This is a genomic window from Acidovorax sp. HDW3, from assembly GCF_011303755.1.
Lineage (GTDB): Bacteria > Pseudomonadota > Gammaproteobacteria > Burkholderiales > Burkholderiaceae_C > Paenacidovorax.
Map to the genome: position 1 here is coordinate 690,213 of NZ_CP049885.1, position 25,031 is coordinate 715,243.

General features: G+C 66.5%; 21 protein-coding genes. 13 read left to right on the plus strand and 8 right to left on the minus strand.

Annotation, left to right across the window (positions count from 1 at the left end; genetic code table 11):
• Positions 1 to 2: 2 nt before the first annotated feature.
• The 10 genes from G7045_RS03095 (at position 3) to G7045_RS03140 (ending at position 11,651) form a co-directional block, all read left to right on the plus strand.
• On the plus strand, positions 3 to 2,147 hold the full coding sequence (locus G7045_RS03095) for a TonB-dependent siderophore receptor (RefSeq protein ID WP_166157165.1): 2,145 nt from the start codon (positions 3 to 5) through the stop codon (positions 2,145 to 2,147).
• Between the two features lie 262 nt (positions 2,148 to 2,409).
• A complete protein-coding gene (locus G7045_RS03100) occupies positions 2,410 to 3,576 on the plus strand; it encodes a PepSY domain-containing protein (protein ID WP_166157168.1) in 1,167 nt (388 codons plus the stop codon).
• Positions 3,573 to 3,803 carry a hypothetical protein gene (locus G7045_RS03105; RefSeq protein WP_240919256.1) on the plus strand — a complete coding sequence of 77 codons (231 nt, stop codon included), beginning with the start codon at positions 3,573 to 3,575 and terminating at the stop codon, positions 3,801 to 3,803. Before G7045_RS03100 ends, G7045_RS03105 begins: the two co-directional genes overlap by 4 nt.
• An 89-nt stretch (positions 3,804 to 3,892) precedes the next feature.
• The gene (locus G7045_RS03110; protein WP_166157171.1) at positions 3,893 to 4,618 is read left to right on the plus strand and encodes a DUF4198 domain-containing protein; all 726 of its coding nucleotides are present in this window, start codon (positions 3,893 to 3,895) and stop codon (positions 4,616 to 4,618) included.
• A 42-nt stretch (positions 4,619 to 4,660) separates the two neighbouring features.
• Complete coding sequence (locus tag G7045_RS03115; protein ID WP_166157174.1) at positions 4,661 to 6,766, plus strand: TonB-dependent siderophore receptor; 2,106 nt, start codon at positions 4,661 to 4,663, stop codon at positions 6,764 to 6,766.
• A gap of 245 nt (positions 6,767 to 7,011) precedes the next feature.
• Positions 7,012 to 7,782, plus strand: coding sequence for an ABC transporter ATP-binding protein (locus G7045_RS03120; protein WP_166157177.1), 771 nt, complete (start codon positions 7,012 to 7,014; stop codon positions 7,780 to 7,782).
• 1 nt (position 7,783) lies between these two features.
• Positions 7,784 to 8,494, plus strand: a complete 711-nt coding sequence (locus tag G7045_RS03125; RefSeq protein WP_166157181.1) for an ABC transporter ATP-binding protein — start codon at positions 7,784 to 7,786, stop codon at positions 8,492 to 8,494.
• 38 nt (positions 8,495 to 8,532) lie between these two features.
• Complete coding sequence (locus tag G7045_RS03130) at positions 8,533 to 9,729, plus strand: ABC transporter substrate-binding protein (RefSeq protein WP_166157184.1); 1,197 nt, start codon at positions 8,533 to 8,535, stop codon at positions 9,727 to 9,729.
• 36 nt (positions 9,730 to 9,765) lie between these two features.
• Entirely contained in the window at positions 9,766 to 10,650 is an 885-nt protein-coding gene (locus G7045_RS03135; RefSeq protein WP_166157187.1) for a branched-chain amino acid ABC transporter permease, read from the plus strand.
• A gap of 17 nt (positions 10,651 to 10,667) precedes the next feature.
• Positions 10,668 to 11,651 carry a branched-chain amino acid ABC transporter permease gene (locus tag G7045_RS03140; RefSeq protein ID WP_166157190.1) on the plus strand — a complete coding sequence of 328 codons (984 nt, stop codon included), beginning with the start codon at positions 10,668 to 10,670 and terminating at the stop codon, positions 11,649 to 11,651.
• Here the strand turns inward: G7045_RS03140 and G7045_RS03145 are convergent.
• The 5 genes from G7045_RS03145 to mutL form a co-directional block, all read right to left on the minus strand.
• Positions 11,648 to 11,941, minus strand: coding sequence for a hypothetical protein (locus G7045_RS03145; RefSeq protein WP_166157193.1), 294 nt, complete (start codon positions 11,939 to 11,941; stop codon positions 11,648 to 11,650). The genes G7045_RS03140 and G7045_RS03145 overlap by 4 nt on opposite strands.
• Before the next feature lie 91 nt (positions 11,942 to 12,032).
• Complete coding sequence (locus tag G7045_RS03150) at positions 12,033 to 13,106, minus strand: PLP-dependent cysteine synthase family protein (RefSeq protein ID WP_166157196.1); 1,074 nt, start codon at positions 13,104 to 13,106, stop codon at positions 12,033 to 12,035.
• A gap of 37 nt (positions 13,107 to 13,143) precedes the next feature.
• Entirely contained in the window at positions 13,144 to 14,157 is a 1,014-nt protein-coding gene (miaA, locus tag G7045_RS03155; RefSeq protein WP_166157199.1) for a tRNA (adenosine(37)-N6)-dimethylallyltransferase MiaA, read from the minus strand.
• Positions 14,158 to 14,232: 75 nt separating this feature from the next.
• Positions 14,233 to 15,576: an NADP-specific glutamate dehydrogenase gene (gene gdhA, locus G7045_RS03160; RefSeq protein WP_166157202.1), complete on the minus strand. Its 1,344-nt coding sequence runs from the start codon at positions 15,574 to 15,576 to the stop codon at positions 14,233 to 14,235.
• A gap of 176 nt (positions 15,577 to 15,752) precedes the next feature.
• A complete protein-coding gene (gene mutL / locus G7045_RS03165) occupies positions 15,753 to 17,624 on the minus strand; it encodes a DNA mismatch repair endonuclease MutL (protein WP_240919257.1) in 1,872 nt (623 codons plus the stop codon).
• Positions 17,625 to 17,691: 67 nt separating this feature from the next.
• On the opposite strand from mutL, the gene G7045_RS03170 reads away from it, so the two are divergent.
• Entirely contained in the window at positions 17,692 to 18,336 is a 645-nt protein-coding gene (locus tag G7045_RS03170) for a DedA family protein (protein WP_166157208.1), read from the plus strand.
• A 1-nt stretch (position 18,337) separates the two neighbouring features.
• Here the strand turns inward: G7045_RS03170 and G7045_RS03175 are convergent, their stop codons facing one another.
• Both G7045_RS03175 and tsaE read right to left on the minus strand, forming a co-directional pair.
• Entirely contained in the window at positions 18,338 to 19,738 is a 1,401-nt protein-coding gene (locus G7045_RS03175; protein WP_166157211.1) for an N-acetylmuramoyl-L-alanine amidase, read from the minus strand.
• Positions 19,735 to 20,268 (minus strand): tRNA (adenosine(37)-N6)-threonylcarbamoyltransferase complex ATPase subunit type 1 TsaE, encoded by a 534-nt coding sequence (gene tsaE / locus G7045_RS03180; RefSeq protein WP_166157214.1) that lies wholly within the window; start codon positions 20,266 to 20,268, stop codon positions 19,735 to 19,737. The genes G7045_RS03175 and tsaE overlap by 4 nt, the downstream gene beginning before the upstream one ends.
• Positions 20,269 to 20,280: 12 nt before the next feature.
• Between tsaE and queG the strand changes: the two genes are divergently transcribed.
• Positions 20,281 to 21,354: a tRNA epoxyqueuosine(34) reductase QueG gene (gene queG, locus G7045_RS03185; protein WP_166160331.1), complete on the plus strand. Its 1,074-nt coding sequence runs from the start codon at positions 20,281 to 20,283 to the stop codon at positions 21,352 to 21,354.
• 171 nt (positions 21,355 to 21,525) lie between these two features.
• Entirely contained in the window at positions 21,526 to 24,087 is a 2,562-nt protein-coding gene (locus G7045_RS03190) for a diguanylate cyclase (RefSeq protein WP_240919258.1), read from the plus strand.
• Here the strand turns inward: G7045_RS03190 and G7045_RS03195 are convergent.
• Positions 24,074 to 24,994, minus strand: a complete 921-nt coding sequence (locus G7045_RS03195) for an AEC family transporter (protein WP_166157217.1) — start codon at positions 24,992 to 24,994, stop codon at positions 24,074 to 24,076. The genes G7045_RS03190 and G7045_RS03195 overlap by 14 nt on opposite strands.
• Positions 24,995 to 25,031: the final 37 nt, after the last annotated feature.

Genomic DNA, 25,031 nt, shown 5'->3' on the forward strand with positions numbered 1-25,031 from the left:
CCATGCGATCTCCTTATGCCATTGCCTTGAACCCGCTGGCCGCCGCACTGCTGGCAGCCTTTGGCAGCGCCGGTGCGCTGGCCCAGACGCCACCACAGACGCTGGGCGAAGTGACCGTGCAGTCCAGCGCGCAGCAGGACGGCTACTCCCCCGCCGCCAGCACCGCTGCCACCAAGGGCAGTGCCCCGCTGCGCGACATTCCCCAGGCCGTGAACGTGGTGCCGGGCCAGTTGCTGCGCGACCAGGGTGCGCGCTCCATGGAAGACGCCTTGCGCAACGTGCCCGGCGTGGCCATGAGCCATGGCGACGGCCAGCGCGACCAGGTGGTGATCCGGGGTTTCACCGCCATTGCCGACCAGTTTGTGGATGGCGTGCGCGACGATGCGCTGTACTTCCGCGACCTGGCCGACATCGAGCGCATTGAGGTGCTCAAAGGCCCGGCCGCCGTGCTCTATGGGCGCGGTTCTTCGGGCGGGCTGATCAACCGCGTGACCAAGAAGCCGCACTGGAACCGCAGCGGCGGCGAAGCCACGCTGTCGCTGGGCAGCCACGAACTGCGCCGTGCCACCGCCGACATGAACCTGGTGGTGAACGACAGCGCGGCCTTGCGCCTGAATGCCGCCATCGAGGACTCGGGCAGCTACCGCGACCAGCAATTCGTCCAGCGCCACAACCTGGCGCCGTCCCTGGCACTCAAGCTCGCCACCGACACGCAACTGCTGCTGCAATACACCCACGCCGCCGACAAGCGGCTCACCGACTTTGGCATTCCCGCGCTCAACGGCCGCCCGGTGAATGTGCCTGCGGGCACCTACTATGGTTCCTCCAACGCCGCCCAGGACGACACCACCACCAGCGGCAACCAGGCCTTCACCGCCACGCTGAACCACCGCTTCAACGATGCCTGGTCAGTGCGCAACATCACGCGCTGGTACGACTACGAGCTCGACCGCTACAACACCCTGCCGGGCGGCACCACCGACCCCGCCACACGCACCGTGGGGCGCACGCGCGCATTCATCCTGCGCGACGAAAGCGGCCTGTTCAACCAGACCGACCTGACCTGGCGCAACCAGCTCGGTGGCCTGCGCCAGGAATGGCTCATGGGCATGGAGCTGGGCCAGCAGAAGAAGCGTTCCGAATCGGTTTCGGGCGGCGCCGACCGGGTGCCCCTGTTCAACCCCCAGGGCCGTCCGGCGCCCACCATTCCCGCTGCCAACTACAACGCCGACAACGCCATCCCCAGCCACACCACGCAGGACACCGCCGCCCTTTACTGGCAGAACCAGATCACCCTGGCCCCGCAGTGGAAGGCCCTGGTGGGCGTGCGCTACGACGTGTTCGACCAGGACACCCGCTTCGAGCGCAAGCTGGCCACGCTCGCGCGCACCGACAAGAAGTTCAGCCCCCGCGTCGGCCTGGTATGGCAGCCCAGCGAGGCCGTGTCGTACTACGTGTCGTACAGCAAGTCCTTCCAGCCCTCGGCCGAATCGTTTGCGCTGAGCAGCAGCAACACCGACAACGCGCCGGAGATCACCGAGAACAAGGAAATCGGCGTCAAGCTGGATCTGATGGACGGCCAGCTCAACCTCACGGGCGCGCTGTTCAACCTGGAGCGCAGCAACATCAAGAACACCGACCCCAGCAACCCCACCCGCCAGATCAATGTGGGCGTGCAGCGCACCAACGGCCTGGAGCTCACCCTCAACGGCCGCCTGCCCGGGCGCTGGGATGTGAGCGCAGGCTACGCCTTTCTGGACGGGCGCATGGTCAAGTCGCTGGCGCGCGTGACCTCCATGCAATTGCCCACGCAATCGGTGGTGGTGCAGGGCAAGGTACCTGCCCTCACACCGCGCAACTCGGCATTCCTGTGGGCCATGAAGGACCTGGGCAATGGCCTGCGCATGGGCGGCGGCCTGCAGTACGTGGGCGCGCGCTTCACCTCGGTGAGCAACCTGGTCACGCTGCCCGCCTACACCACGCTGGATGCGGCCTTGCAGTACACGCTGGGCGCCTGGGGCCTGGACGTGAACCTCAAGAACCTGACCAACCGCAAGTACTACGTGTCCAGCCACGGCAGCAACGACAACCTGATCCTGCCCGGCTCGCCGCGCGCGCTGCAGGTCACGCTGCGACGCGAGTTCTGAGTCCGCCAGGCCATCAAGCAACAATAATAATTCTCATTTAAAATGAAAATGAAAGCGCAAGCCAGGGTTCTGCACAGCAAAACGCCACGCACCACCGCCAGCGCACGCCTATCGACCAATTTCACGCGCCGCAGCGCGTCTGATTGCGAAAGGCGCTGGTGCACCCAAGCTTGCCCCCTTTCGCGTGGCCTTACCCCAGGCGCGCGTGCATGGGCTCGGTGGTGCCTGCGCCCGCAAGCAGGCGACACGGACGCCCCATGCCATGCTTTCATCTGCTGCTCTGCGCCGCTGGAGCTGGGTCCACAAGTGGTCCAGCCTGGTGAGTACCGTGTTCATGCTGCTGCTGTGCCTCACCGGCCTGCCGCTGATTTTTCACCACGAAATCGGCCACCTGCTGGGCACGGAGGTGGAAGCCCCGGCCATGCCGGACAACACCCCGCGCGCGAGCCTGGATGCCGTGCTGGCCCAGGCACAGGCCTTGCACCCCGAACGCGTGGTGCAGTTTGTCTCGCAGGCTGCGGACGACGACAAGGTCTGGTTCGTCACCCTCACCCCCACGCCTGAGCCCACCAACGACTTCAAGTCCGTGGCCGTGGATGCACGCAGCACGGACATTCTCTCGCGCCGACCGGTCAACGAGGGCTTCATGTACGTGATGTTCCGCCTGCACGTGGATCTGTTTGCCGACCTGCCGGGCAAGCTGTTCCTGGGCCTGATGGGGCTGCTTCTGCTGGTGGCCATCGTGACCGGCGCGGTGCTGTACGCCCCCTTCATGCGCCGTCTGGCCTTTGGCGAAGTGCGGCGCACACAGTCGCCCCGGCTGCGCTGGCTGGATCTGCACAACATGTTGGGCATCATCACCCTGGTGTGGGCCCTGGTGGTGGGCGCCACGGGCATGGTCAACACCTGGGCCGATCTGCTCGTCAAGTACTGGCAGTACGACCAGCTCGCCAGCCTGCTGGCGCCCTACAAGGGCCAGCCTACCGTGCCACTGGCCGAGCGCGCACCCATGCAGCGCGTGCTGGAGGTGGCGCAGGCCCAGACACCCGGCATGAAATTCGCCTTTATCGCCACGCCAGGCACCGCCTTCTCCAGCCCGCACCACAACACCGTGTTCCTGCGCGGCACCACGCCACTGACCTCGCGCCTGCTGCACCCCGTGCTGGTGGACGCGCGCAGCGCTCAGGTGAGCGCAGCCCCTGCACTTCCCTGGTACCTGACGGCGCTGCTGGTGTCCCAGCCGCTGCACTTTGGCGACTACGGCGGCATGCCCATGAAGATTCTGTGGGCGCTGCTGGACATCGCCACCATCGTGGTGCTGGGCAGCGGCCTGTACCTCTGGCTGCGCAAGGGGGCCGCGGCCACACGCAGCGCCCCGGCGGCCAGCACCGCCCTGCCCACCACGGCATCGCTGGAGGGGTACCCATGATGACCTCCCCCACAGCACACCGCACCTGGCCAGGCCCCATCGCCATGGGCCTGCTCACGGCCACCGGACTGGCCACCGCCCTGGTGTCCGACACCTGGGGCGACTGGTGGTCCTGGGTGGGGCTGGGCGTGCCCACACTGGCCATGGCCTGGTTTTCCTGGCGGCCCGCTGCCCCAGCGCACTCACCGGCCCCAGCCAAGAAATCCTCAAGCAAAAAACCCCTCTAACGCCCTATGAGAAAGCGCGAGCAGCTCACTTTTTGATAGCAAATCATCTCTGTCCCTTGGCCCTTTGAAACACCGAAAGAAACCCAGCCATGCCCATTCCCTCCCGCTTTGCCAGCCTTGCTGTTGCCCTGCTCACCCTGGGCACCACCGCCGCGCACGCCCACCAGGTGTGGATTGAAAACGCCGACGGCCAGGCCCGCCTGCACTTCGGCGAATTCCACATGAACCTGCGCGAGACCTCGCCAGGTTCGCTGGACAAGTTCCTCGCCGCCCCCACCCTGGAGCAGCGCAGCAGCGCCGGCAGCACGCAGTTGCCCAGCACGCTGGGCAAGGACGCCTTTGTGGCGAGCCCGCAGGCAGACGCCCAAACCCTGTTCGCCACCGCCCCCTACCCCGTGATCGACCGCAGCAAGCGCAATCTGCCCGCCATGCTGTGGGTGCCCGCTGCGCGCTGGGTGGCCCAGGCGGCCCAGGCGGTTGCCCCCCACGCCAAGGCGCTGGATCTGGTGCCCACGGGCAAGCCCGGCGAGTTCAAGGCGGTGTTCAACGGCGCGCCACTTTCTAAGGTGGTGGTGGAAATGGTGGCGCCCTCGGGCTGGTCGCTCAGCCAGCACAGCGGCGAGGACGGCACCGTGACCTTCGCCCTGCCCTGGAAGGGCCAGTACGTGGCCGAGGTCAAGCACACCGACAAGACGCCTGGCGAAGCCCACGGCAAGCCCTATGCCGAGGCCAGCTACGTGACCACGCTGAGTTTTGTGCAGAAAGACGGCATGGCCTCGCCCGCCTTGCCCGAGCCACCCGCCAAGGGCCACTGATCGCGAGCTTCCTCCAATCCACTCTGAACACACTGAACCACCATGCCAACGCTACGCACTCCTTTCACACTGGCGCCGCTGGGAGCCGCCATCGCGCTCTTGCTTTCCCCTTCTGCCTGGGCCGAGCAGAGCACCGCTGCCGATGCGGCCCTTCCCACCGTGACGGTAAAGACCGCCTCCACACCCGACGGAGTGGTGACCCAGAACCAGACCCCCACCGTGGGCAAAAGCCCTGCCACCGTGCACGAAACACCGTTTTCCATGTCCGTCATCCGCGTGGAACAAATGCGCGAAGCGGGTGCCAAGACGGTGGAAGACACCTTGCTCTATAGCGCAGGCGTCTATGCCGGGCGCTATGGCTTTGACACGCGGGGCGACTGGGCCGCAGTGCGCGGCCTGTCCCCGTCGATGTACCAGGACGGCCTGCGCAGCCTGTACGGCTACTACAACACCGTGCGCCCCGAGATCTTCACGCTGGAGAGTGTGGAAGTGCTCAAGGGCCCCTCTTCGTCCCTGTACGGCCAGGCCGAGCTGGGCGGCATCGTCAACGTGGTGAGCAAGCAGCCCCAGAAAACCCCGGCCAAGGAGATCGAGCTGCAACTGGGCTCGCACAGCCGCAGGCAACTGGCCGCCGACTTCACGGGGCCGCTGAACGCCGACCAGACCTTGCTCTACCGCCTGGTGGCCCTGGGCCGCAAGAGCAATACGCAGGTGGACTACGTCAACGACGATGCGCTGGCGCTGATGCCCTCCGTCACCTGGCAGCCCCATGCCGACACGCGCGTCACGGCCACCTTCCTGCACCAGCAGAACGACACCAAGGTGTCCTCGCAGTTCCTGCCCTACCAGGGCACGCTCGGGGCGGCGCCACTGGGCACCATCCCCAGCAACCGCTTCGCCGGAGAACCCAACTGGGACCGCTACGAGATGCGCAAGAACGAACTGAGCCTGGCCTGGGAGCAGCGCCTGGCGGCCTCGTGGAAACTGGCAGGTGCCTTGCGCAAGACCCAGTCCTCCAGCATCACGCGCGAGATCTACACCTCGGTCGGCCCCATCCCCACGGCAGCGGGCAACATTGCGCGCACCGTGCACGCGGCAGACCGCAAGACCGACGTGCTGGGCACCGACCTGCGCCTGGAAGGCACGCTGCAGGCCGGCCCCACCCGGCACCAACTGGGCTTTGGCGTGGACCACCAGAACGCCCTGTGGGAGGAGTTCAACTACTTCAGCCAGTCGGGTGTGGGCAGCTTCAACCTGTACAACCCGGTGTATGGGTCGGTGGGCTCGCTCGACCTGTCCCGTCTGCCCCTGGCCGACCGGCCGGACAACAAGATCGTGCAGACCGGCTTCTACGCCACAGACCACATCACCTGGGGCCCCTGGATCGCCTCGGCCGCCGTGCGGCGTGACCAGGCGCGCAACGAGGTGCTCAACCTCTCGGCCCCCAATGCCGTGGTCAAGAACACGGCCACCACCGGCCGCCTGGGCCTGATGTACCAGTTTGCTGCGGGCGTGGCGCCCTATGCCAGCATCTCCAACGCCTTCACGCCCAACCTGGGCACCGATGGCACGGCCAGCGCCAGCTACCTCAAGCCCACCACCGGCACGCAAAAGGAAGTCGGCGTGAAGTACCTGGCCCCCAACGGCAAGACCTCTGCCGCCTTTGCGTGGTTCGACATCGAACAGAAAAACCGCGTGGTGGACGGCTCCACCCCTGGCGGCCGGGAACAGGTCGGTGCCGCCATCCAGGGCTGGGAGCTGGAAGCGCGCCACCGCATGGGCGCATGGGACCTGATGGCCAACTACACGCACATGGACGCCGTCAACGCCACCACCGGCAAGCGCCTGAGCGCCATCGCCGACAAGACCGCATCCGCCTGGGTCGAATACTATTTTGCAGGTGGTTGGCGCGTGGGCCTGGGTGGCCGCTACATCGGCACCCTCACGGGCAACGGTGGCGCCCCTGTGGTTCCTTCCGTGGCGCTGTACGACGCCATGGCCGGCTACGCCACTGGGGACTGGGATTTCCGGCTCAACATCAAGAACCTGGCGGACAAACAATACGTCTCATGGTGTCGCGGCCCCAACCAGGATTGCGGATACGGCGAACGCCTGAGCGCATCGCTGACCGCACGCTACCGGTTCTGACAGTGCCGTCTTGCCTGCAGAAACGCGCAACCAGATTCAAGGCCAGCCTTTGCGTCCCAGCCCCATGCGGCCAAGCAGCCCGTCGCGCAGCACGAACTGGTGGTACAGCGCCGCTGTCGAGGGCAAAGAGATCGTAAGCATGCGCTGAGGCGTTACTGCCTAGGCATTTGTCCCAGTTTCGGCGCCTTGTGCTGGGGGCATAGGATGCAGTGCCGCATTTCCTTCCCCCCAGACCGCCGCCGCGCATGAGTGACACGATCCTCGAAACCTCCCGTCTGACCAAAGAATTCAAGGGCTTTACCGCCGTCAGCGAGGTCAATCTGGCCGTGCGCCGGGGCTCCATCCATGCGCTCATCGGGCCCAATGGTGCGGGCAAAACCACCTGCTTCAATCTGCTGACCAAGTTCCTGGAACCCACCTCGGGCAGCATCCGCTTCAACGGTCAGGACATCACGCGCGAGCCGCCGGCGCAAATTGCTCGCCGGGGCATCATCCGTTCGTTTCAGATTTCTGCCGTGTTCCCGCACCTGACGCTGCTGGAGAACGTGCGCCTGGGTCTGCAGCGGCGCCTGGGCACGGCGTTTCACTTCTGGCGCAGCGAAAAATCCCTGTACCAGCTCAACGACCGCGCCTGCGAGCTGCTCGAACAGGTTGGCCTGCTCGATCTGGCGCAGGAGGTGACGGTGAACCTGCCGTATGGCCGCAAGCGGGCGCTGGAGATTGCCACCACCTTGGCGATGGAGCCCGAGCTCATGCTGCTCGACGAGCCCACGCAGGGCATGGGCCATGAAGACGTCGATCGCGTCACGCAGCTCATCGCGCAGGTGGCTGCCGGGCGCACGATCTTGATGGTCGAGCACAACATGAAGGTCATCGCCCGCATTGCCGACCGCATCACCGTGCTGCAGCGCGGCGCGGTGCTGGCAGAGGGCAGCTACGCCGAAGTGTCGGCCAATCCCCAGGTGATGCAGGCGTATATGGGCAGCGCCGAAGGCGCGCTGCAGGGAGCGCACTGACATGGCCAGCCCTGCGCTTGAAATCAAGGATTTGCACGCCTGGTATGGCGAATCGCATGTGCTGCATGGCGTGAATATGGTGGTGCAGCCCGGTGAGGTGGTGACGCTGCTCGGGCGCAACGGCGCCGGGCGCACCAGTACGCTGCGCGCCATCATGGGCTTGACGGGGGTGCGCAAGGGCTCGATCCGCGTGCATGGGGTGGAAACGATGGGCCTGCCCACGCACCGCATCGCCCACCTGGGGCTGGGCTACTGCCCGGAGGAGCGCGGCATTTTCTCCAGCCTCTCGTGCGAGGAAAACCTCTTGCTGCCGCCGCAGCTCAAGGGCGGCGGCGCGGGCATGACGCTCGATGAAATCTACGCCATGTTCCCCAACCTGGCCGAGCGCAAATACAGCCAGGGCACGCGCCTGTCGGGTGGCGAGCAGCAGATGCTGGCGGTGGCGCGCATTCTGCGCACCGGCGCCAAGCTGCTTTTGCTCGACGAAATTTCCGAGGGGCTGGCGCCGGTCATCGTGCAGGCGCTCGCGCGCATGATCAGCACGCTGCGCGCGCAAGGCTACACGGTGGTCATGGTGGAGCAGAACTTTCGCTTTGCCGCGCCCTTGGCCGATCGGTTTTATGTCATGGAGCACGGCGCCATGGTGCTTGAATTCGGCGCCGCCGATTTGTCGGCCAACATGCCGCTGCTCAACCGCCTGCTGGGCGTGTAGCCGCAGTGCATTCGGTTTTTTTACACAAGGAGACAGACATGAAGCGCAACCCCACCACATTGGCTCTGATGCTCGCCGCTGCCGGCCTCGTCAGCCCCTGGGCGCAGGCGCAGGACAAGGTCAAGATCGGCTTCATCACCGACATGTCCAGCCTGTACGCCGACGTCGATGGCAAGAACGGCGCGCTGGCCATCCAGATGGCGATTGATGATTTTGGCGGCCAGGTGCTGGGCAAGCCGATCGAGCTGCTCTCTGCCGACCACCAGAACAAGGCCGACATTGCCGCCAGCAAGGCGCGCGAGTGGATCGACACCCAGGGCCTGACCATGCTCTTTGGCGGCACCAACTCCGGCACCGCCCTGGCCATGGCCAAGATTGCCGAGGAGAAAAAGCGCGTCTTCATGGTCAACGGCGCGGGCTCGTCGGCGCTGACGAATGAGCAGTGCACGCCCTACACCGTGCACTACGCCTACGACACCGTCGCCCTGGCCAAGGGCACGGGCGGCGCCGTCGTCAAGCAAGGGGGCAAGACCTGGTTCTTCCTCACGGCCGACTACGCTTTTGGCATGGCGCTCGAAGCCGATACCGCCAAGGTGGTGAAAGACAATGGCGGCCAGGTGCTGGGCTCGGTCAAGCACCCGCTCAACGCCTCGGATTTTTCCTCTTTCCTGCTGCAGGCGCAAAACTCCAAGGCGCAGATTCTGGGCCTGGCCAACGCCGGCGGCGACCTTATCAACGCCGTCAAGGCGGCCAAGGAATTTGGCATCAACAAAACCATGAAGATGGCGGGCCTGCTGGTGTTCATCACCGACGTGCACAGCCTGGGCCTGAAAAACACCGAGGGCCTGCTGCTGACCACCAGCTGGGATTGGAACCTCAACGACAAGACGCGGGAATTTGGCAAGAAATTCTTCGCCAAAACCAAGCGGATGCCGACCGACATCCACGCCGCCGACTACTCCGCCACCATGAACTACCTCAAGGCCGTGCAGGCAGCGGGCACGCTCGATGCCGACAAGGTCATGGCAACGCTCAAGTCCACCCCGATTGATGACTTCTACGCCAAAGGCGTGATCCGCCCCGATGGCCGCTTTGCGCACGACATGTACCTCATGCAGGTCAAGGCGCAAAAAGAATCGCAGCAGCCCTGGGATTACTACAAGGTCGTTGCCAAGCTGCCGGCCGAGCAGGTCTGGACGACCAAGGCCGAGAGCAAGTGCGCGCTCTGGAAGTGACACCCTGACCGACCACCCCCCCAGCCCCTTGCGTCCATGGAAATCTTTGGCGTCTCCCTTCCTGCCATGCTCAGCCAGCTCCTGCTGGGGCTGGTCAATGGCTCGTTCTACGCCATCCTGAGCCTGGGGCTGGCGGTGATCTTCGGCCTGCTCAACGTCATCAACTTTGCCCATGGCGCGCTCTTCATGCTGGGGGCGCTGCTCACCTGGATGGGCATGAACTACTGGCAGATCGACTACTGGGTCATGCTGGTGGCTGCGCCGCTGCTGGTGGGGCTGCTGGGCGTGTTGATTGAGCGCTTGTTGCTGCGCTGGATTTACCGCCTCGACCACCTCTACGGCCTGCTGCTGACGCTGGGCCTGACCCTGCTCATCGAAGGCGTGCTGCGCTCGGTCTATGGCGTCTCGGGCCTGGGCTACGACGCGCCTGAGCTGCTCGAAGGTGCGAGCAACCTGGGCTTCATGGTGCTGCCCAACTACCGCGTCTGGGTGGTGCTGGCCTCGTTGGTGGTGTGCTTTGCCACCTGGTACGTGATCGAGAAAACCAAGCTTGGCGCCTACCTGCGCGCGGGCACCGAGAACCCCCGCCTGGTCGAAGCCTTTGGCGTCAACGTGCCGCTGATGATCACCCTGACCTACGCCTTTGGCGCCGCCCTGGCGGCCTTTGCCGGCGTGCTCGCTGCACCCATTTACCAGGTGACGCCGCTCATGGGGCAGAACCTCATCATCGTCGTCTTTGCCGTCGTCGTGATTGGCGGCATGGGCTCCATCATGGGCTCCATCCTCACCGGCCTGGGCCTGGGCGTGGTCGAGGGCTTTACCAAGGTGTTCTACCCCGAGGCATCGTCCACCGTGGTCTTCGTCATCATGGCCATCGTGCTGCTGATCCGTCCCGCCGGCCTGTTCGGCAAAGAAAAGTAAGCCGGAAAGCCCCTGCCATGGACTTGCAAAAAATCACACCCTGGGGCTACGGCCTGCTGTTGCTGGGCCTGGTGCTGGCGCCGTTTGCCGGCGCCTACCCGGTGTTCGTCATGAAGCTGCTGTGCTTTGCCCTGTTCGCTTCGGCCTTCAACCTGCTGCTGGGCTACACCGGCCTGCTGTCCTTTGGCCATGCCGCTTTCTTGGGCGGCGCTGCCTACGTCAGCGGCCACGTGGTCAAGGTCTGGGGCGCCACGCCGGAGCTGGGCCTGCTCGCGGGCCTGCTCAGCGGCGCCTTTCTGGGCCTGGTGATGGGCTGGTTCACCATTCGCCGCCAGGGCATTTACGCCACCATGATCACGCTGGCACTGGCGCAAATGCTGTTTTTTGCCTGCCTGCAGGCGCCGCAAACCGGCGGTGAGGACGGCTTGCAGGGCGTGCCGCGCGGCAAGCTGCTGGGGCTGCTCGATCTTGCCGACGATAGGGTCATGTACTACGTCTGCCTGGCGGTGGTGGTGCTGGCCTTTTTGCTCATCGTGCGCACCATCCATTCGCCCTTTGGCCAGGTGCTCAAAGGCATCAAGGAGAACGAGGCGCGCGCCATCTCGCTCGGTTACGACACGCAGCGCTTCAAGCTGCTGGCCTTCGTCATCTCCGCCGCCGTGGCCGGCCTGGCGGGGGCGCTCAAAACCCTGGTGCTGGGCTTTGCCACCTTGTCCGATGTGCACTGGAGCGCCTCGGGCCACGTGGTGCTCATGACGCTGGTGGGCGGCATGGGCACGCTCAGCGGCCCGCTGGTGGGGGCGGCGGTGGTCGTGCTGCTGGAGAACAAGATTGGCGACCTCGGCCAGTGGCTGGCGCAGGCGAGCGGCATCGACTGGTTCAACAGCCTGGGCGAGTCGGTGACCATCGTCACCGGGCTGATCTTCGTCGTCTGCGTGCTCGCCTTCCGGCGCGGCATCATGGGCGAGCTCATCGCCTGGGTGGGGCGCTGGCGTCATTAAAACGCCAGTATTACCGGCACTACCAGCGCTGCCAGCAGGCCCGGCAGCCACATGGCGGCGTGCACCCAGGCGGGCGGTGGCTTGCGCCAGAGGTAGTACACCCAAATACCCAACTGCCCCAGCAGCAACGGGCCGCCGGCGCCAATACCGACGATGACGAGTGTTTCTGTGTTGCTCAGCTTGTGGCTGGCCGCCGCCATGCCCAGCACCGAGACAAAGGCCGCGAGCAGCAGCCCCAGCACCGGGCCGGCGATGTAGGTGGGGGTGGCGGGATTGGTGCGATTGCTCATAAAAGAATAGCTGCTAGCGCTTGTGTTGATTGGGTTTTGCTGCAAAAAGGCTCACAAAACCTTGTTTTACAAGCGCTAGCAGCTATTGTTTTTATAGTGCCTGCAAGCAGCAATCCTGCGCCAGTTGCTGCTGGGCGCGGCTGCAGTCGCCCATGCTGCGCTGCACCCAGTCGGGGTCGTGGTAGGTGGGCAGGTAGCGCTCGCCCGCGTCGCACAGCAGCGAGAGGATGGAGCCCGCCTCGCCGCGTGCGCGCATCTCGTGCGCCAGGCGCAGCATGGCGACGAAGTTGGTGCCGGTCGATGGCCCCACGCGCCGCCCGAGCAGCTGCGAGAGCACGCGCATGGCGGCGATGGAATCCACATCCTGCACCTCCTCCATGCGATCGACCAGGGCGCGGATAAAGCTCGCCTCCACGCGCGGGCGGCCAATGCCTTCGATGCGCGAGCCCGGCGCCGTGAGGCTGGCGTCGCCCGTGCGGTGGTAAGCGGCGAACACCGAGCCCGCCGGGTCGGCCACGCACACTTGGCTGGCGTGCTTTTGGTAGCGCACATAGCGGCCTATGGTGGCGCTGGTGCCGCCCGTGCCGGCGCCCACGACGATCCAGCGCGGCACCGGGTGGCGCTCGCGCTGCATCTGCGTGAACATGCTCTCGGCAATGTTGTTGTTGCCGCGCCAGTCGGTGGCGCGCTCGGCGTAGGTGAACTGGTCCATGTAGTGGCCGCCCGTTTGCTGCGCGATGGCGCGGGCCGCGTCGTACACCTCGCCCGCGTGTTCCACAAAGTGGCAGCGCCCGCCGTAGAACTCGATCAGCGCCACCTTCTCGGCCGAAGTGCTGCGCGGCATGACGGCGACAAAGGGCAGGCCCAGCAGGCGCGCAAAGTAAGCCTCGCTCACGGCGGTGGAGCCGCTCGATGCTTCGACCACCGTCGCGCCCTCGCGCACCCAGCCGTTGCACAGCGCGTACAAAAACAGCGAGCGCGCCAGCCGGTGCTTGAGGCTGCCGGTGGGGTGGGTCGATTCGTCCTTGAGGTACAGGTCTATGCCCGCTGCGGCAAAGGCCGGCAGGGGCAGGGCGATGAGGTGGGTGTCGGCGCTGCGCTGGTAGTCGGCCTCGATGCGGGCGATGGCCTGGTGCAGCCAGGAGGAGGTGGTGGCGAAAGTCATGGCGCCATTGTGGCGCCTTGTATGGTGCTTGGCCGGCTCAGTGGGCGGGCAGCAGCGCCAGGGCGGCGCGCAGAAATTGCGCGCAGGCATCGGGCTGGTCGCAGGCCAGGGTGCGGCGCGTGGGCATGGAGCGCAGCCAGGTGATCTGGCGCTTGGCCAGCTGGCGCGTGGCGGCGGCGCCGCGTTCGCGCAGGCCCGCCAGGTCGAGGGCGCCGCCGCTGGCCGCCTGCGCATCGAGCGCCTGCCAGGCCTGGCGGTAGCCCACGCAGCGTATGGCGGGCAGGCCCAGGTGCAGATTGCCGTGCGCGCGCAGTTGGCGCACCTCGTCGAGCAAGCCCGCATCGAGCATGGCATCAAAGCGCGTGCCAATGCGCTGGTGCAGCCAGGCGCGGTTCTCTGGTTCCAAGGAAAAAAAGGCTCCAGGGCTTATCAGGCAAGCGCGAGCAGCTCCTTTTTTGATAGTGTGAAAGCTCGATAAAGGCCGCCCCGAGAGCTGCCACACCTCCAGCGCCCGCTGAATGCGCTGGCTGTCGCCCGGCGCCAGGCGCGCGGCGGTGGCGGGATCGACCTGCGCCAGCTGCGCGTGCAGCGCCGGCCAGCCCTGGGCGGCGGCCTGGGCGTCCAGGCTGGCGCGCACGGCGGGGTCGGCGGCGGGCAGGTCGTCCAGACCCTCCATCAGCGCCTTGAAGTACAGCATGGTGCCGCCCACCAGCAGCGGCACGGCCCCCCGGGCGCGAATGGCCTGCACCAGCTGCGTGGCGTCGCGCACAAAATCGGCCGCGCTGTAGGCGGTGGTGGGCTCCAGAATGTCGATCAGGTGGTGCGGCACGGCAGCGCGCTCGGCGGCGCTGGGCTTGGCCGTGCCAATGTCCATGCCCCGGTACACCAGGGCGGAATCGACGCTGACGATCTCGCAGCCCAGGCCGCGCGCCTGCAGCGCTGCCGCCAGCGCCAGCGCTGCCGCCGTCTTGCCGCTGGCCGTGGGGCCGGCCAGGGCGATGCAGGGCAGGGCAGGGGGGGCGGTGTGGGCGGCGGCGGGGGTGTCAGGCATAGGGCCGCGAGGGTAACAAAAAAAGCCCCGGCAGGCGCGCTGCACGGGGCTTGGGGCACTGGCGCTGTGAGGGGGTTAGACCACGCCTTGCGCCACCATGGCGTCGGCCACCTTCACGAAACCAGCCACGTTGGCGCCGTCGATGTAGCTCACCGAGCCGTCGGCGCGCTGGCCGTACTTCAGGCAGGCGGCGTGGATGCCCTGCATGATGATCAGCAGGCGTGCGTCCACTTCTTCTGCCGTCCAGGACAGGCGCATGGCGTTCTGGCTCATCTCCAGGCCCGAGGTGGCGACGCCGCCGGCGTTGCTCGCCTTGCCCGGGGCGTAGAGCACGCCGGCCTTTTCAAAGGCTTTGGCGGCCTCGATGGTCGATGGCATGTTCGCGCCTTCGGCCACGCACAGCACGCCGTTGGCGATCAGCACCTTGGCATCGTTTTCGTCCAGCTCGTTTTGCGTCGCGCAGGGCAGGGCGATGTCCACCTTGATGTGCCAGGGCGTCTTGCCGGGCAGGAACTCGGCGTTCACCTTCTTGGCGTAGTCGTTCACGCGGCCATAGTGGTGGTTCTTCACCTCCATCAGGATGGCGAGCTTCTCGGGCGTAAAGCCCGCCGGGTCGTACACCGTGCCCGAGGAGTCGGACACCGTCACCACCTTGGCGCCCAGCTGCATGGCTTTTTCCACCGCGTACTGCGCCACATTGCCCGAACCGGAGACGGACACCACCTTGCCCTCCAGGCTCTGGCCGCGTGTCTTGAGCATTTCCTGCGCAAAGTAGACCGTGCCGTAGCCCGTGGCTTCGGGGCGGATCAGCGAGCCGCCAAACGACAGGCCCTTGCCCGTGAACACGCTGGCGGCGCTGTTGGCGAGCTTTTTGTACATGCCGGCCATGAAGCCCACTTCACGCCCGCCCACGCCGATGTCGCCCGCCGGCACATCGGTGTCGGGGCCGATGTGGCGAAACAGCTCGGTGACGAAGGCCTGGCAAAAACGCATGACTTCGGCCGGGCTCTTGCCCTTGGGGTCGAAGTCGGAGCCGCCCTTGCCGCCGCCCATGGGCAGGGTGGTCAGGGCGTTCTTGAAGGTCTGCTCAAAAGCCAGGAACTTGAGCACCGACTGGTTCACCGAGGGGTGAAAGCGGATGCCGCCCTTGAACGGGCCAATGGCCATGCTGTGCTGGATGCGAAAGCCCCGGTTGACCTGCACCTGGCCCTTGTCGTCTTGCCAGCTGACGCGAAACTGGATGATGCGCTCGGGCTCGACCAGGCGTTCGAGCAGGCCGTGCTCGGCGTACTTGGGGTGTTTTTCAATGAAGGGCCACAGGCTTTCCATGACCTCGGTCACGGCCTGCAGGAACTCGGGCTGGCCAGGATTGCGGGCGGCCACGTAGTCCAGGAATTGGCCAACGGATGCGTACTTCATAGAAAAACCCTCAGAGCAGAAAGAAAAATGCGGCGTTGCAACATTGGATTATGCACAAAACGTATGCATCAATGCATAACTGTCGCGTCACTTTGGTGCATTAACCCAAGGGGTGCTCTTTGTTGGTGCGCGGTGGTGATGGATGGCGCCATCGTGGTGCTTGAGCGCGCAAAGACTTAGCGCCCGCGCAAAAACAAGGCGTCCAGCTCCTTCATGCTCAGCTGGCGCCAGGTGGGGCGGCCGTGGTTGCACTGGTCGGCACGCTCGGTGGTTTCCATCTGGCGCAGCAGGGCGTTCATCTCGTCGAGTGTGAGCTGGCGGTTGGCGCGCACGGCGCCGTGGCAGGCCATGGTGGCGAGGATTTCGCTCTGCGCGCGCTGCACCACGGTGCTGGCCTCGTGTGCGGCCAGTTCGGCGAGCACGCTGCGCGCCAGCTCCACGGCGTTGCCCTGCGCCAGGGTGCTGGGCACGGCGCGCACGGCCAGGGTTTTGGGCGAGAACGGCGTCACCTCCAGCCCCAGCTGCTCCAGCGCCGGGCCCTGCTCCTGGGCGCAGGCCAGCTCCTCGGGCGTGGCGGCAAAGGTGGCGGGGATGAGCAGCGGCTGGCTGGCAATGCGCGCGCCCTGGTCGAGCTGCGCCTTGAGCCGCTCGTAGACGATGCGCTCGTGCGCCGCGTGCATATCGACCAGCACCAGACCCTGGGCGTTCTGTGCCAGCACGTAAACGCCGTGCAGCTGTGCCAGCGCGCGCCCCAGGGGCCAGTCCGGGGACGCGACCGCCGGTGTGGGCGGTAGCGGCGCCGCCAGCGTGGCGCCGGCAGCGGGTTCGGTAGCGGTTGAGGGCGGCGCTGGTGTCCACAGCGCCCCCAGGTCGCTCACCTTGTGGCCGACGGGGTTCTCAAATTTGATAGCTGCTTGCGCTTGCCAGATGGGCGTTTGCGAGTATTTTTGTTCTGAAAATGGCTCTGGTTGAGCGCTAGAAGCTATTGTTTGTATAGCAACTGCCTGCGCTGTGCGCGGCGCCGCCAGGGCTTGATCGAGGGCGTGGAACACCGCCTGGTGCACCTCGCGGCTGTCGCGAAAGCGCACCTCGATCTTGGTCGGGTGCACGTTCACGTCCACGCGCAGCGGGTCGATCTCCAGGTACAGCGCGTAGCACGGCTGCTTGTGGCCGTGCAGCACGTCCTCGTAGGCGCTGCGCACGGCGTGCTGCAACACCTTGTCGCGCACGTAGCGGCCATTGACGTAGCAGTACTGCTGGTCGGCACGCGCGCGCGCGGCATCGGGCAGGCCGGCGCGGCCAGTGACCGTGAGTGGCCCGGCGCGGTATTGCACGGCCACCGATTGCGCCACGAACTCCTCGCCCAGCACGTCGGCCAGGCGCTGCGCCAGCGCCTCTGTGCTGGGCGCCTGGCCGGGGGCGAGGCAGGCGCGCCACTGCTGCACCAGCCGGCCTTCGTGCCAGATGGCAAAGCCGACGTCGGGCCGCGCCAGGGCGTGGCGGCGCACGGCCTCGGTGCAGTGCGCCAGTTCGGTGGCGTCGCTTTTGAGGAATTTGCGCCGCGCCGGGGTGCTGAAGAACAGCTCCTTGACTTCGATGGTGGTGCCCGTGCCGCGTGCTGCCGGGCGCAGCTCGCCGCTGCGCGCATCGAGCAAGAAGGCGCTGGCCTGGCCCGCCGGGCGCGAGAGCAGGGCGGTTTCCGAGACCGAGGCAATCGCCGCCAGCGCCTCGCCGCGAAAGCCCATGGTGGCCACGCTTTCCAGGTCGTGCAGGCTGGCGATCTTGCTCGTGGCGTGGCGGCGCAGGGCCACGGCCAGCTCGCCCTGCGGGATGCCGCAGCCATCGTCCTCGACGCTGACCAGGCGCACGCCGCCGGCGAGCAGGCGCACCGTGATCTGGCGCGCGCCGGCGTCGAGCGCGTTGTCCACCAGCTCGCGCACCACGGCGGCGGGGCGCTCGATGACTTCGCCGGCGGCGATCTGGCTGATGAGCTCGTCGGGCAGCTCGCGGATGGGGCGGCGGGTGGGGGCGGGGGCGGTGTCGTTCACCGGCGCGATTTTAGGAGCTGGGGATAATGCGCGGTTTGCCCTTTGCCCGCCGTCTGGCTCCGCCCCCATGGAAATCATTGCCTTTTTGATCGACTTCATCCTGCACGTGGACAAGCACCTGGAGGCCTTCGTTGCCAGCTACGGCGCCTGGGTGTATGCGCTTTTGTTCCTGATCGTGTTCATCGAGACCGGGCTGGTGGTGATGCCGTTTTTGCCCGGTGATTCGCTGCTGTTCATCGTCGGCGCGCTCAGCGGCGTGGGGCTTTTGAATTTTCCACTGGCCTGCACGCTGCTGTTGGTGGCAGCCATTTTGGGTGACCAGTGCAACTACCAGATCGGGCGCTATTTCGGCCCCAAGGTGTTCCAGTGGGAGCAGTCGCGCTGGTTCAATAAAAAAGCCTTTGACCAGGCGCACGCTTTTTATGAGCGCTACGGCGGCATCACCATCGTGTTGGCGCGCTTCATGCCGTTCATTCGCACCTTTGCGCCGTTCGTGGCTGGCGTGGCGGACATGAACCGCAAGAAGTTCACAGCCTTCAACGTCGGCGGCGCGCTCTTGTGGGTGCTGGGCATTGCCACGGCGGGGTACTTCTTTGGCAACCTGCCCTGGGTGCGCCAGCACCTGGAGAAGATCATCTGGGGCTTGATCCTGGTGCCGGGGCTGATCGCCATTTTTGGCGCCTGGCGCGCCGGCCGGGCGCCGACGGCTTGAATTACACCGTGCGGTTGCGTGCCAGCGGCGGGTTTTTGGCGAAGTAGCGCGTGATGCCGCGCATGAGGGCGTCGGCCAGCTGCACCTGGTAGGCGGCAGAGCGCAGCTTGGCTTCTTCCTCGGGGTTGCTGATGAAGGCGGTTTCGACCAGCACGCTCGGAATATCGGGCGCCTTGAGCACGGCAAAACCGGCCTGCTCCACGCGCGGCTTGTGCAGTTTGGCCATGCCGCCGATCTCGCCGAGCAGCACGCTGCCGAGCTTGAGGCTGTCGTTGATCTGCGCCGTGGTGCTCATGTCGAGCAGCGCGCTTTGCACGTGGCGGTCTTGCGTGCGCACGTTCAGGCCGCCCACCAGGTCGGACTGGTTCTCTTTGTTGGCCAGCCAGCGCGCCGCCGAGCTGGAGGCGCCGCTCTGGCTCAGGGCAAAGACGCTGGCGCCGTGGGCGCTGGGGGTGGTGAAGGCATCGGCGTGGATGGAGACGAACAGGTCGGCCTGCACGCGCCGCGCTTTTTCGACCCGCGTGCCCAGGGGCACGAAGTAGTCGTCGTCGCGCGTCAGGTAGGCGCGCATGGGGTTGCCGCCGATGCTGGCGGCGTTGATGCGCTCGCGCAGCAGGTGCGCCACCTTCAGCACCACGTCTTTCTCCCGCGTGCCGCCGGGGCCGATGGCGCCCGGGTCTTCGCCGCCGTGGCCGGGGTCGAGGGCGATGATGATCAGGCGATCGGTCTGCCGGCTGGGGCTGCTGTCTGCGCGGGGGCGGGCAGGGGGGGCAGCGGCCACGGGTGCGCTGGCGGGAGACGGGGCTGGGGTTGTTGCGGGCGTGGGCGTGGGCGTGGTTGCCGGGCGTTGGCCTTGCTGGGCGATGAGCTCGCCCAGCGGGTCGGGGGCGGCGGCGGTGGTTGCACTGACGGCGGGCGCAGGGTTGTCGCCCAGGTGCTCGGCGATCAGGGTTTCGAGCGGGTCGGCTTCTTGGGCCGGGTAGAGGTCAAATACCAGCCGGTGCTGGTAGGCGGCCACGGGCGCCAGGGTAAAAACCTGGGGCCGGGCGGCCTGCTTGAGGTCGATCACCAGGCGTACCACGCCGGGCGCGTTCTGGCCGACGCGGATGCCGGCGATGTTCGGGTCGTCGGCGCGCACCTTGGCCACCAGCTCGCGCAGCGCCGGGTTCAGGTCGATGCCCTCGATATCGACCGCCAAGCGCGGCGGCTGTGGCACGAAGCTGTGGCGGGTGACGAGTTTGCTGTCGGACTCGATGGTGACGCGCGAGTACTCCGGCGCCGGCCAGACGCGCACCGCCATGATGGCCGCGCCGCGTGCGATGTGCGGCAGGCCCAGCAGCAGCGCCAGCGAGCCCGTTTGCAGCAATTGCCGCCGTGCGGCACTGGTGGGGGATGGCTTCATGGGGATGGCTCCTGCGCTGCCTGCAAACCCTGCAGCAGCGCCTGACCGAGCGGGGTGTGCGCGCGCAGCGTGACCTGTCGTTGCATGGCGTCGGTTGCTTCCAAATAAATAGCTAGATCCGCAGGCGGAGTAAGCGCTGCAGCCTTTTCTGGCCATTCTGCCAGCTTGAGCCCGGGGGCGGCGAAGAGGTCGCGAAAGCCCGCATCCTCCCACTCGCGCGGGTCGGTGAAGCGGTAGAAGTCAAAGTGCCAGATGGCTAGGCCCGGCGCCTCGTGCGGTTCGACCACGGCGTAGGTCGGGCTCTTGATGCGCCCCTGCACCCCCAGGGCGCGCAGCAGGTGGCGCACCAGCGTGGTCTTGCCCGCGCCCAGGTCGCCGTGCAGCGTGACGTAAGCCTGCGCCAGCGCGGGCTGGGCGGCGAGCTGGCGGGCCCAGGCGGCGGTATCGTCCTCGTTGTGCCAGTGGGTGTGCAGCTCGGCCAGCACCGGGGGGCTTTCTACAATCGGGTGATGGTGATGGACGGCAGTCAATGGATTCCTCGGATACGGCAATGGGCGCAAGAGCTGGGATTTTCCCAAATCGGCGTCGCCGGTGTGGATTTGTCTTCGGCAGAGCCGGGGTTGATGCAGTGGCTGGCCCAAGGGTTCCATGGCGAGATGCACTATATGGAAAGCCACGGCCTCAAGCGCGCGCGCCCGGCGGAGCTGGTGCCGGGCACGGTGAGCGTCATTACCGCGCGCATGGATTACCTGCCGCGCGATACGCCCATTGATGCCCCACCGGGCTGGCAGGCGCTGGAGCTTGCGCGCCTGCAGCGCCCCGAGGAGGGCATCGTCTCGGTCTACGCCCGGGGGCGCGACTACCACAAGGTGCTGCGCGCGCGCCTGCAAAAGCTGTGCGACCGCATCGCGCAGGAGCTGGGGCCGCTCGGGCACCGGGTGTTTACCGACTCTGCCCCGGTGCTTGAAGCCGAGCTGGCGCGGCGCAGCGGCCAGGGCTGGCGCGGCAAGCACACGCTGGTGCTGCACCGCGAGGGCGGCTCGATGTTTTTTTTGGGCGAAATTTACGTCGATATGCCGCTCGCGCCCAGCGACCCCGTGACGGCGCACTGCGGCAGCTGCCGCGCCTGCATGGACGTGTGCCCGACGCAGGCCATCATCGCGCCCCACCGGCTCGATGCGCGCCGCTGCATCTCCTACCTCACCATCGAACATTCCGGCCCCATCCCGCTGGAGCTGCGCCCGCTGATCGGCAACCGCATCTACGGCTGCGACGATTGCCAGCTCGCCTGCCCCTGGAACAAGTACGCCCGCGCCAGCGTGCTGCCCGATTTTGACGCCCGCAGCCCCCTGGTCGGCCAGCCGCTGGTGCAGCTCTTTGCCTGGGACGAGGCCACGTTTTTGCGCCACACCGAAGGCGGGCCCATGCGCCGCATTGGCCACGAACGCTGGCTGCGCAACATCGCCATCGCCCTGGGCAACGCGCTGCGCAGCGCCGACGCCGCCAGCGCCCCGGCGCTGCGCGCGGCGCTGCACAGCCGCGCTGACGATGCCAGCGCCCTGGTGCGCGAGCATGTGCAGTGGGCGCTGGCACAAGGGGCCGTGCAGGCGCTGTAGGTGCGGGGGATTTGGGCATGAATACAACGCCGCTATCGGTACGATGGACGTTGTAGAGGCTTTCTGTTTGTGCATATGAGTGCAGCCGCACCTCCCCATCCTTGGACCCGATGGCTTGGCATCGTCTGGGCGGGCCACGTTTTTCGGGCCGTACTCATCGGCATTTTTTTCGTGCTGTTGGCGCTGGGGGCGTACTGGGCAGTGCAGTTTGACAGCGCCCGGGCGCAGCGTGAGGCCACCGAGCAGCAAGCCTGGCTGCGCGCCGAACAGGTGGCGCGGGCCGTGGCGGTGCAGGTGCAAACCCTGGTGTCGGGCCTGGACTACAGCCTGCGCACCATGCAAACCGAGTGGCAGGAGCGCCATACCCAAGACTTTGCGCATATGGTGCACAGCACCTTGCAAACCTACCCCCGGGGGGCCGTGCTGCAGGTGGCGGTGGCTGATGCGGGCGGGCGCATCGTTTATTCCAGCCTGCAACCTTCGGGGGCGGTAGCCGCGCCGGTATCGATTGCCGAGCGCGAGCATTTTCAGGTGCACCAGAAAAATCCCGGGGCCGGGCTGTTCGTGGGCCCGCCGGTGCAGGGCAAGGTCTCGGGCCAGTGGTCGGTGCAGCTGTCGCGGGCGCTGTACCGCCAGGGGCGTTTTGATGGTGCCATCGTGCTGTCGGTGTCGCCGCAGTACCTGGCAGGTAACTTTCGCGCCATGTTCGACGATCCGCAGGACGTGATTGCGCTGCTGCGCGACGATGGGCTGTTCCTGGCGCGCTCGCACCTGCAGGAGCAGGTGCTGGGCCAGAGCGTGCCGCCCGAGCGTGTGCGGCTGTTTGCCGATGGCCAGCTGCAGGGGCGCTACGTGACGGCGGCGCCGGTCGATGGCGTTGAGCGCATGTACGCCTGGCACCGGGTGGGTGATTTGGCCCTGATCGTCTCGGCGGGGCTGGAGCGGCGCGGTGTGTTTGCCGCTGTGGATACCGCCATCGGCCGCAGCATGGCGCGCAATGTGGCGGCCAGCGTGCTGGTGCTGCTGGGTTCGGCGCTGTTGCTCTGGTTGAGCTGGTTGCATCGCCAAAGTGAATTGCAGCGCTGGCAGAGTAAAAAACGCTTCGAGCGCCTGACGCAGGAAGTGCCCGGCGGCTTGTTTCAATACTGCCGTGATGCCAAAGGGCGCGGCCAGCTGGTGTTTGCCAGTGCCGCTTTTGATGAGATGCATGGCGTGCAGGTGGACACTCATGCGCCGCTGCACCGCCAGCTGGCGCAGCGGGTGCACCCGGATGACTTGCCCGTGTTGTTGGCCACGATAGAGGCGAGCGTGGTGCAGTGCAGCGATTGGGAGCACACCTACCGCGTGTACAACGAAGCCCAGCAGCTGCGTTGGCTGCACGGCCATGCCCACCCGCACACCGAACCTGGCGAGGACACGCTGTGGCACGGCTATGTGCACGACGTGACCGAAGCCCAAGAGCTGCAACAGGCGCTGCGTGAGAGCGAGGAGCGCCTGCGTCTGTCGATCGAAGCCGTGGGCGATGGCCTGTGGGTCTGGGACTGCATCAGCGGCCAGGTGCAGTGGGATGCGCGCTGCTACGAAATGCTGGGCTACGCGCCCGAGAGCTTTCCCATGAGCTACGCCGCCTTCATGGCTCTGGTGCATCCGGAGGATGCTTCGCGCCTGGCCAGCGAGCTGCACCAGCATATCGATATGGGTTCGGAGTTTCGTGTCGATGTGCGTTTGCGCACCCAGGCGCTGGGCTGGCTGTGGGTGCAGTCGCGCGGCAAGGTCACGCTGCGCAACGCCCAAGGCCAGCCGCTGCGCATGATGGGCGTGCACATGGATGTGCAACAGCGCGTGGCGCAAGAGCGCCTGCTGTACGCCCTCATGGACCGTTTCCCCAGCGGCATCTTGCTGGCCGACCCGCAGGCGCAGCGCATTCGCGGTGCCAACCGCCGCCTGGTGCAAATTCTGGAGCTGGCGCAGGCGCCCGACGCGCTCGAAGGCCAGAGCCTGGCCGATCTGCCCGCTGCCTTGCTGCCGTTGCTGCTGCCCGAGGGCCAGGCGCTGCGCGGCAAGCACAGCCAGCAGCTTGTCGATGGGCGCTATCTGGAGCTGCAGGGCTGGGTGCTGCGCGATGCCGATGGCACCCTGGCGCACTGCTGGGTGGTCAACGACGTGACTGAGCGCAAGCGCCGCGAGGCCCAGTTGCAGTCCCTGGCGCTGACCGACGCCCTCACCGGCGTGCCCAACCGCCGCGCGTTCTTTCAGCGGGTGGAGATGGAGCTGGCGCACCTGCGCAGCGGCCTGGTGGGTGATGCCGTGCTCATCATGCTCGACATTGATCATTTCAAACACGTCAACGACAGCTACGGCCACGCCGTGGGCGACGTGGTGCTCAAGGCGCTGGTGGCGCAGGTGGCACGCCAGCTGCGCCGGGGTGACATGCTCGGGCGCATTGGCGGCGAGGAGTTTGCCGTGCTGCTCAGCGGCGCCAACATGGATGTGGGTATGCGCCGCGCCGAGAGCTTGCGCCACGCGGTGGCCGAAAGCGCAGTGGAGGTGCCGGGGCTGCAGGCGCCCATTCATTACGCCATCAGCCTGGGCGTGGCCCCGCTGCAGCCCGAGGACGATACGGTTGATGCCATCTTGGAACGCGCCGACGCCGCGTTGTACTACTCCAAGCGCAACGGGCGCAACCAGAGCACACTCTGGCGCCCGGATTTGCCGGCGATCACCGAACGCTGAGCGGCAGCAAAATGGTCAACGCCCACCACAGACTCAGGGGCGCGAGCAGGGTCGAGAGCGTGACCAGTCCGGCCACATAGACCCCATGCCGGCCCATACGTGCGGCCAGCACGTAACAGCTTGACGCCGTCGGCAAGGCAGAGAACGCCAGCAGTACCGCGCTTTGCGTGGCATCGAGCGCCAGCAGCCAGGCCAGGCCCCAGGCCAGCAGCGGCAGCAGCAGGTGGCGGATGGCCAGCACGCTGGCCGTCAACAGACGCTGCTGACGCAGCTGCCCCCATTGCATTCCAGCGCCGGTGGCCATCAAGCCCAGCACCAGGGCCGCATTGCCCACGCGCGTGGCGCTGGGCGCAATCCACTCGGGCAGGCGCAGGCCCAGTAAATTGGCCACCAAGCCCGAGACGGTGGCCAAAATCAGCGGGTTGCGCAGCAGCTCGCGCGCGAAATGGTGCTCGCCGTGGCGCGCCATGGGCCAGACGGCGGCCACGTTCAACGGTGGTACGCACACGCCGATCAGCACTGCAATCAGCTGCAGCCCCTGGCTGCCGGCGACGCGTTCGGCCAGCGCCAGGGCCATGAAGGAGTTGAAGCGAAACGCCACCTGCGCCGCGCTGGCGTGGGCGCCGGCATCCAGGTGCCGGCCCAGGCCCGGCCACCACGGCAGGGCGTACACCAGGGCGATACCGCCCAGGCTCAGCAGCAGGCCGGCGGCCATGAGGGCCGAGGTTTCGCCCAGTGCGATCGGAGTTTTGATGATGGACTGGAACAGTAGCACCGGAAACAGCAGGTAGTACACCAGCGCCTCCACTGGTTGCCAGACGCTGCGGTTGAGCGCGGTGTAGCGGCAAGCCAGGTAGCCGCCAAGAATCAGGGCGAAATCAGGCAGGAGCAAGAGAGCGTAGTTCACCTGGCGAGGGTAGCGCAGGGTAGTGGTGGGGGCGGCA

Bases quoted from the DNA above. Each gene is read 5' to 3' on its own strand.
- G7045_RS03095 (WP_166157165.1), top strand. From the start codon at position 3: ATGCGATCTCCTTATGCCATTGCCTTGAACCCGCTGGCCGCCGCACTG.
- G7045_RS03100 (WP_166157168.1), top strand. From the start codon at position 2,410: ATGCTTTCATCTGCTGCTCTGCGCCGCTGGAGCTGGGTCCACAAGTGG.
- G7045_RS03105 (WP_240919256.1), top strand. From the start codon at position 3,573: ATGATGACCTCCCCCACAGCACACCGCACCTGGCCAGGCCCCATCGCC.
- G7045_RS03110 (WP_166157171.1), top strand. From the start codon at position 3,893: ATGCCCATTCCCTCCCGCTTTGCCAGCCTTGCTGTTGCCCTGCTCACC.
- G7045_RS03115 (WP_166157174.1), top strand. From the start codon at position 4,661: ATGCCAACGCTACGCACTCCTTTCACACTGGCGCCGCTGGGAGCCGCC.
- G7045_RS03120 (WP_166157177.1), top strand. From the start codon at position 7,012: ATGAGTGACACGATCCTCGAAACCTCCCGTCTGACCAAAGAATTCAAG.
- G7045_RS03125 (WP_166157181.1), top strand. From the start codon at position 7,784: ATGGCCAGCCCTGCGCTTGAAATCAAGGATTTGCACGCCTGGTATGGC.
- G7045_RS03130 (WP_166157184.1), top strand. From the start codon at position 8,533: ATGAAGCGCAACCCCACCACATTGGCTCTGATGCTCGCCGCTGCCGGC.
- G7045_RS03135 (WP_166157187.1), top strand. From the start codon at position 9,766: ATGGAAATCTTTGGCGTCTCCCTTCCTGCCATGCTCAGCCAGCTCCTG.
- G7045_RS03140 (WP_166157190.1), top strand. From the start codon at position 10,668: ATGGACTTGCAAAAAATCACACCCTGGGGCTACGGCCTGCTGTTGCTG.
- G7045_RS03145 (WP_166157193.1), bottom strand. From the start codon at position 11,941: ATGAGCAATCGCACCAATCCCGCCACCCCCACCTACATCGCCGGCCCG.
- G7045_RS03150 (WP_166157196.1), bottom strand. From the start codon at position 13,106: ATGACTTTCGCCACCACCTCCTCCTGGCTGCACCAGGCCATCGCCCGC.
- miaA (WP_166157199.1), bottom strand. From the start codon at position 14,157: ATGCCTGACACCCCCGCCGCCGCCCACACCGCCCCCCCTGCCCTGCCC.
- gdhA (WP_166157202.1), bottom strand. From the start codon at position 15,576: ATGAAGTACGCATCCGTTGGCCAATTCCTGGACTACGTGGCCGCCCGC.
- G7045_RS03170 (WP_166157208.1), top strand. From the start codon at position 17,692: ATGGAAATCATTGCCTTTTTGATCGACTTCATCCTGCACGTGGACAAG.
- G7045_RS03175 (WP_166157211.1), bottom strand. From the start codon at position 19,738: ATGAAGCCATCCCCCACCAGTGCCGCACGGCGGCAATTGCTGCAAACG.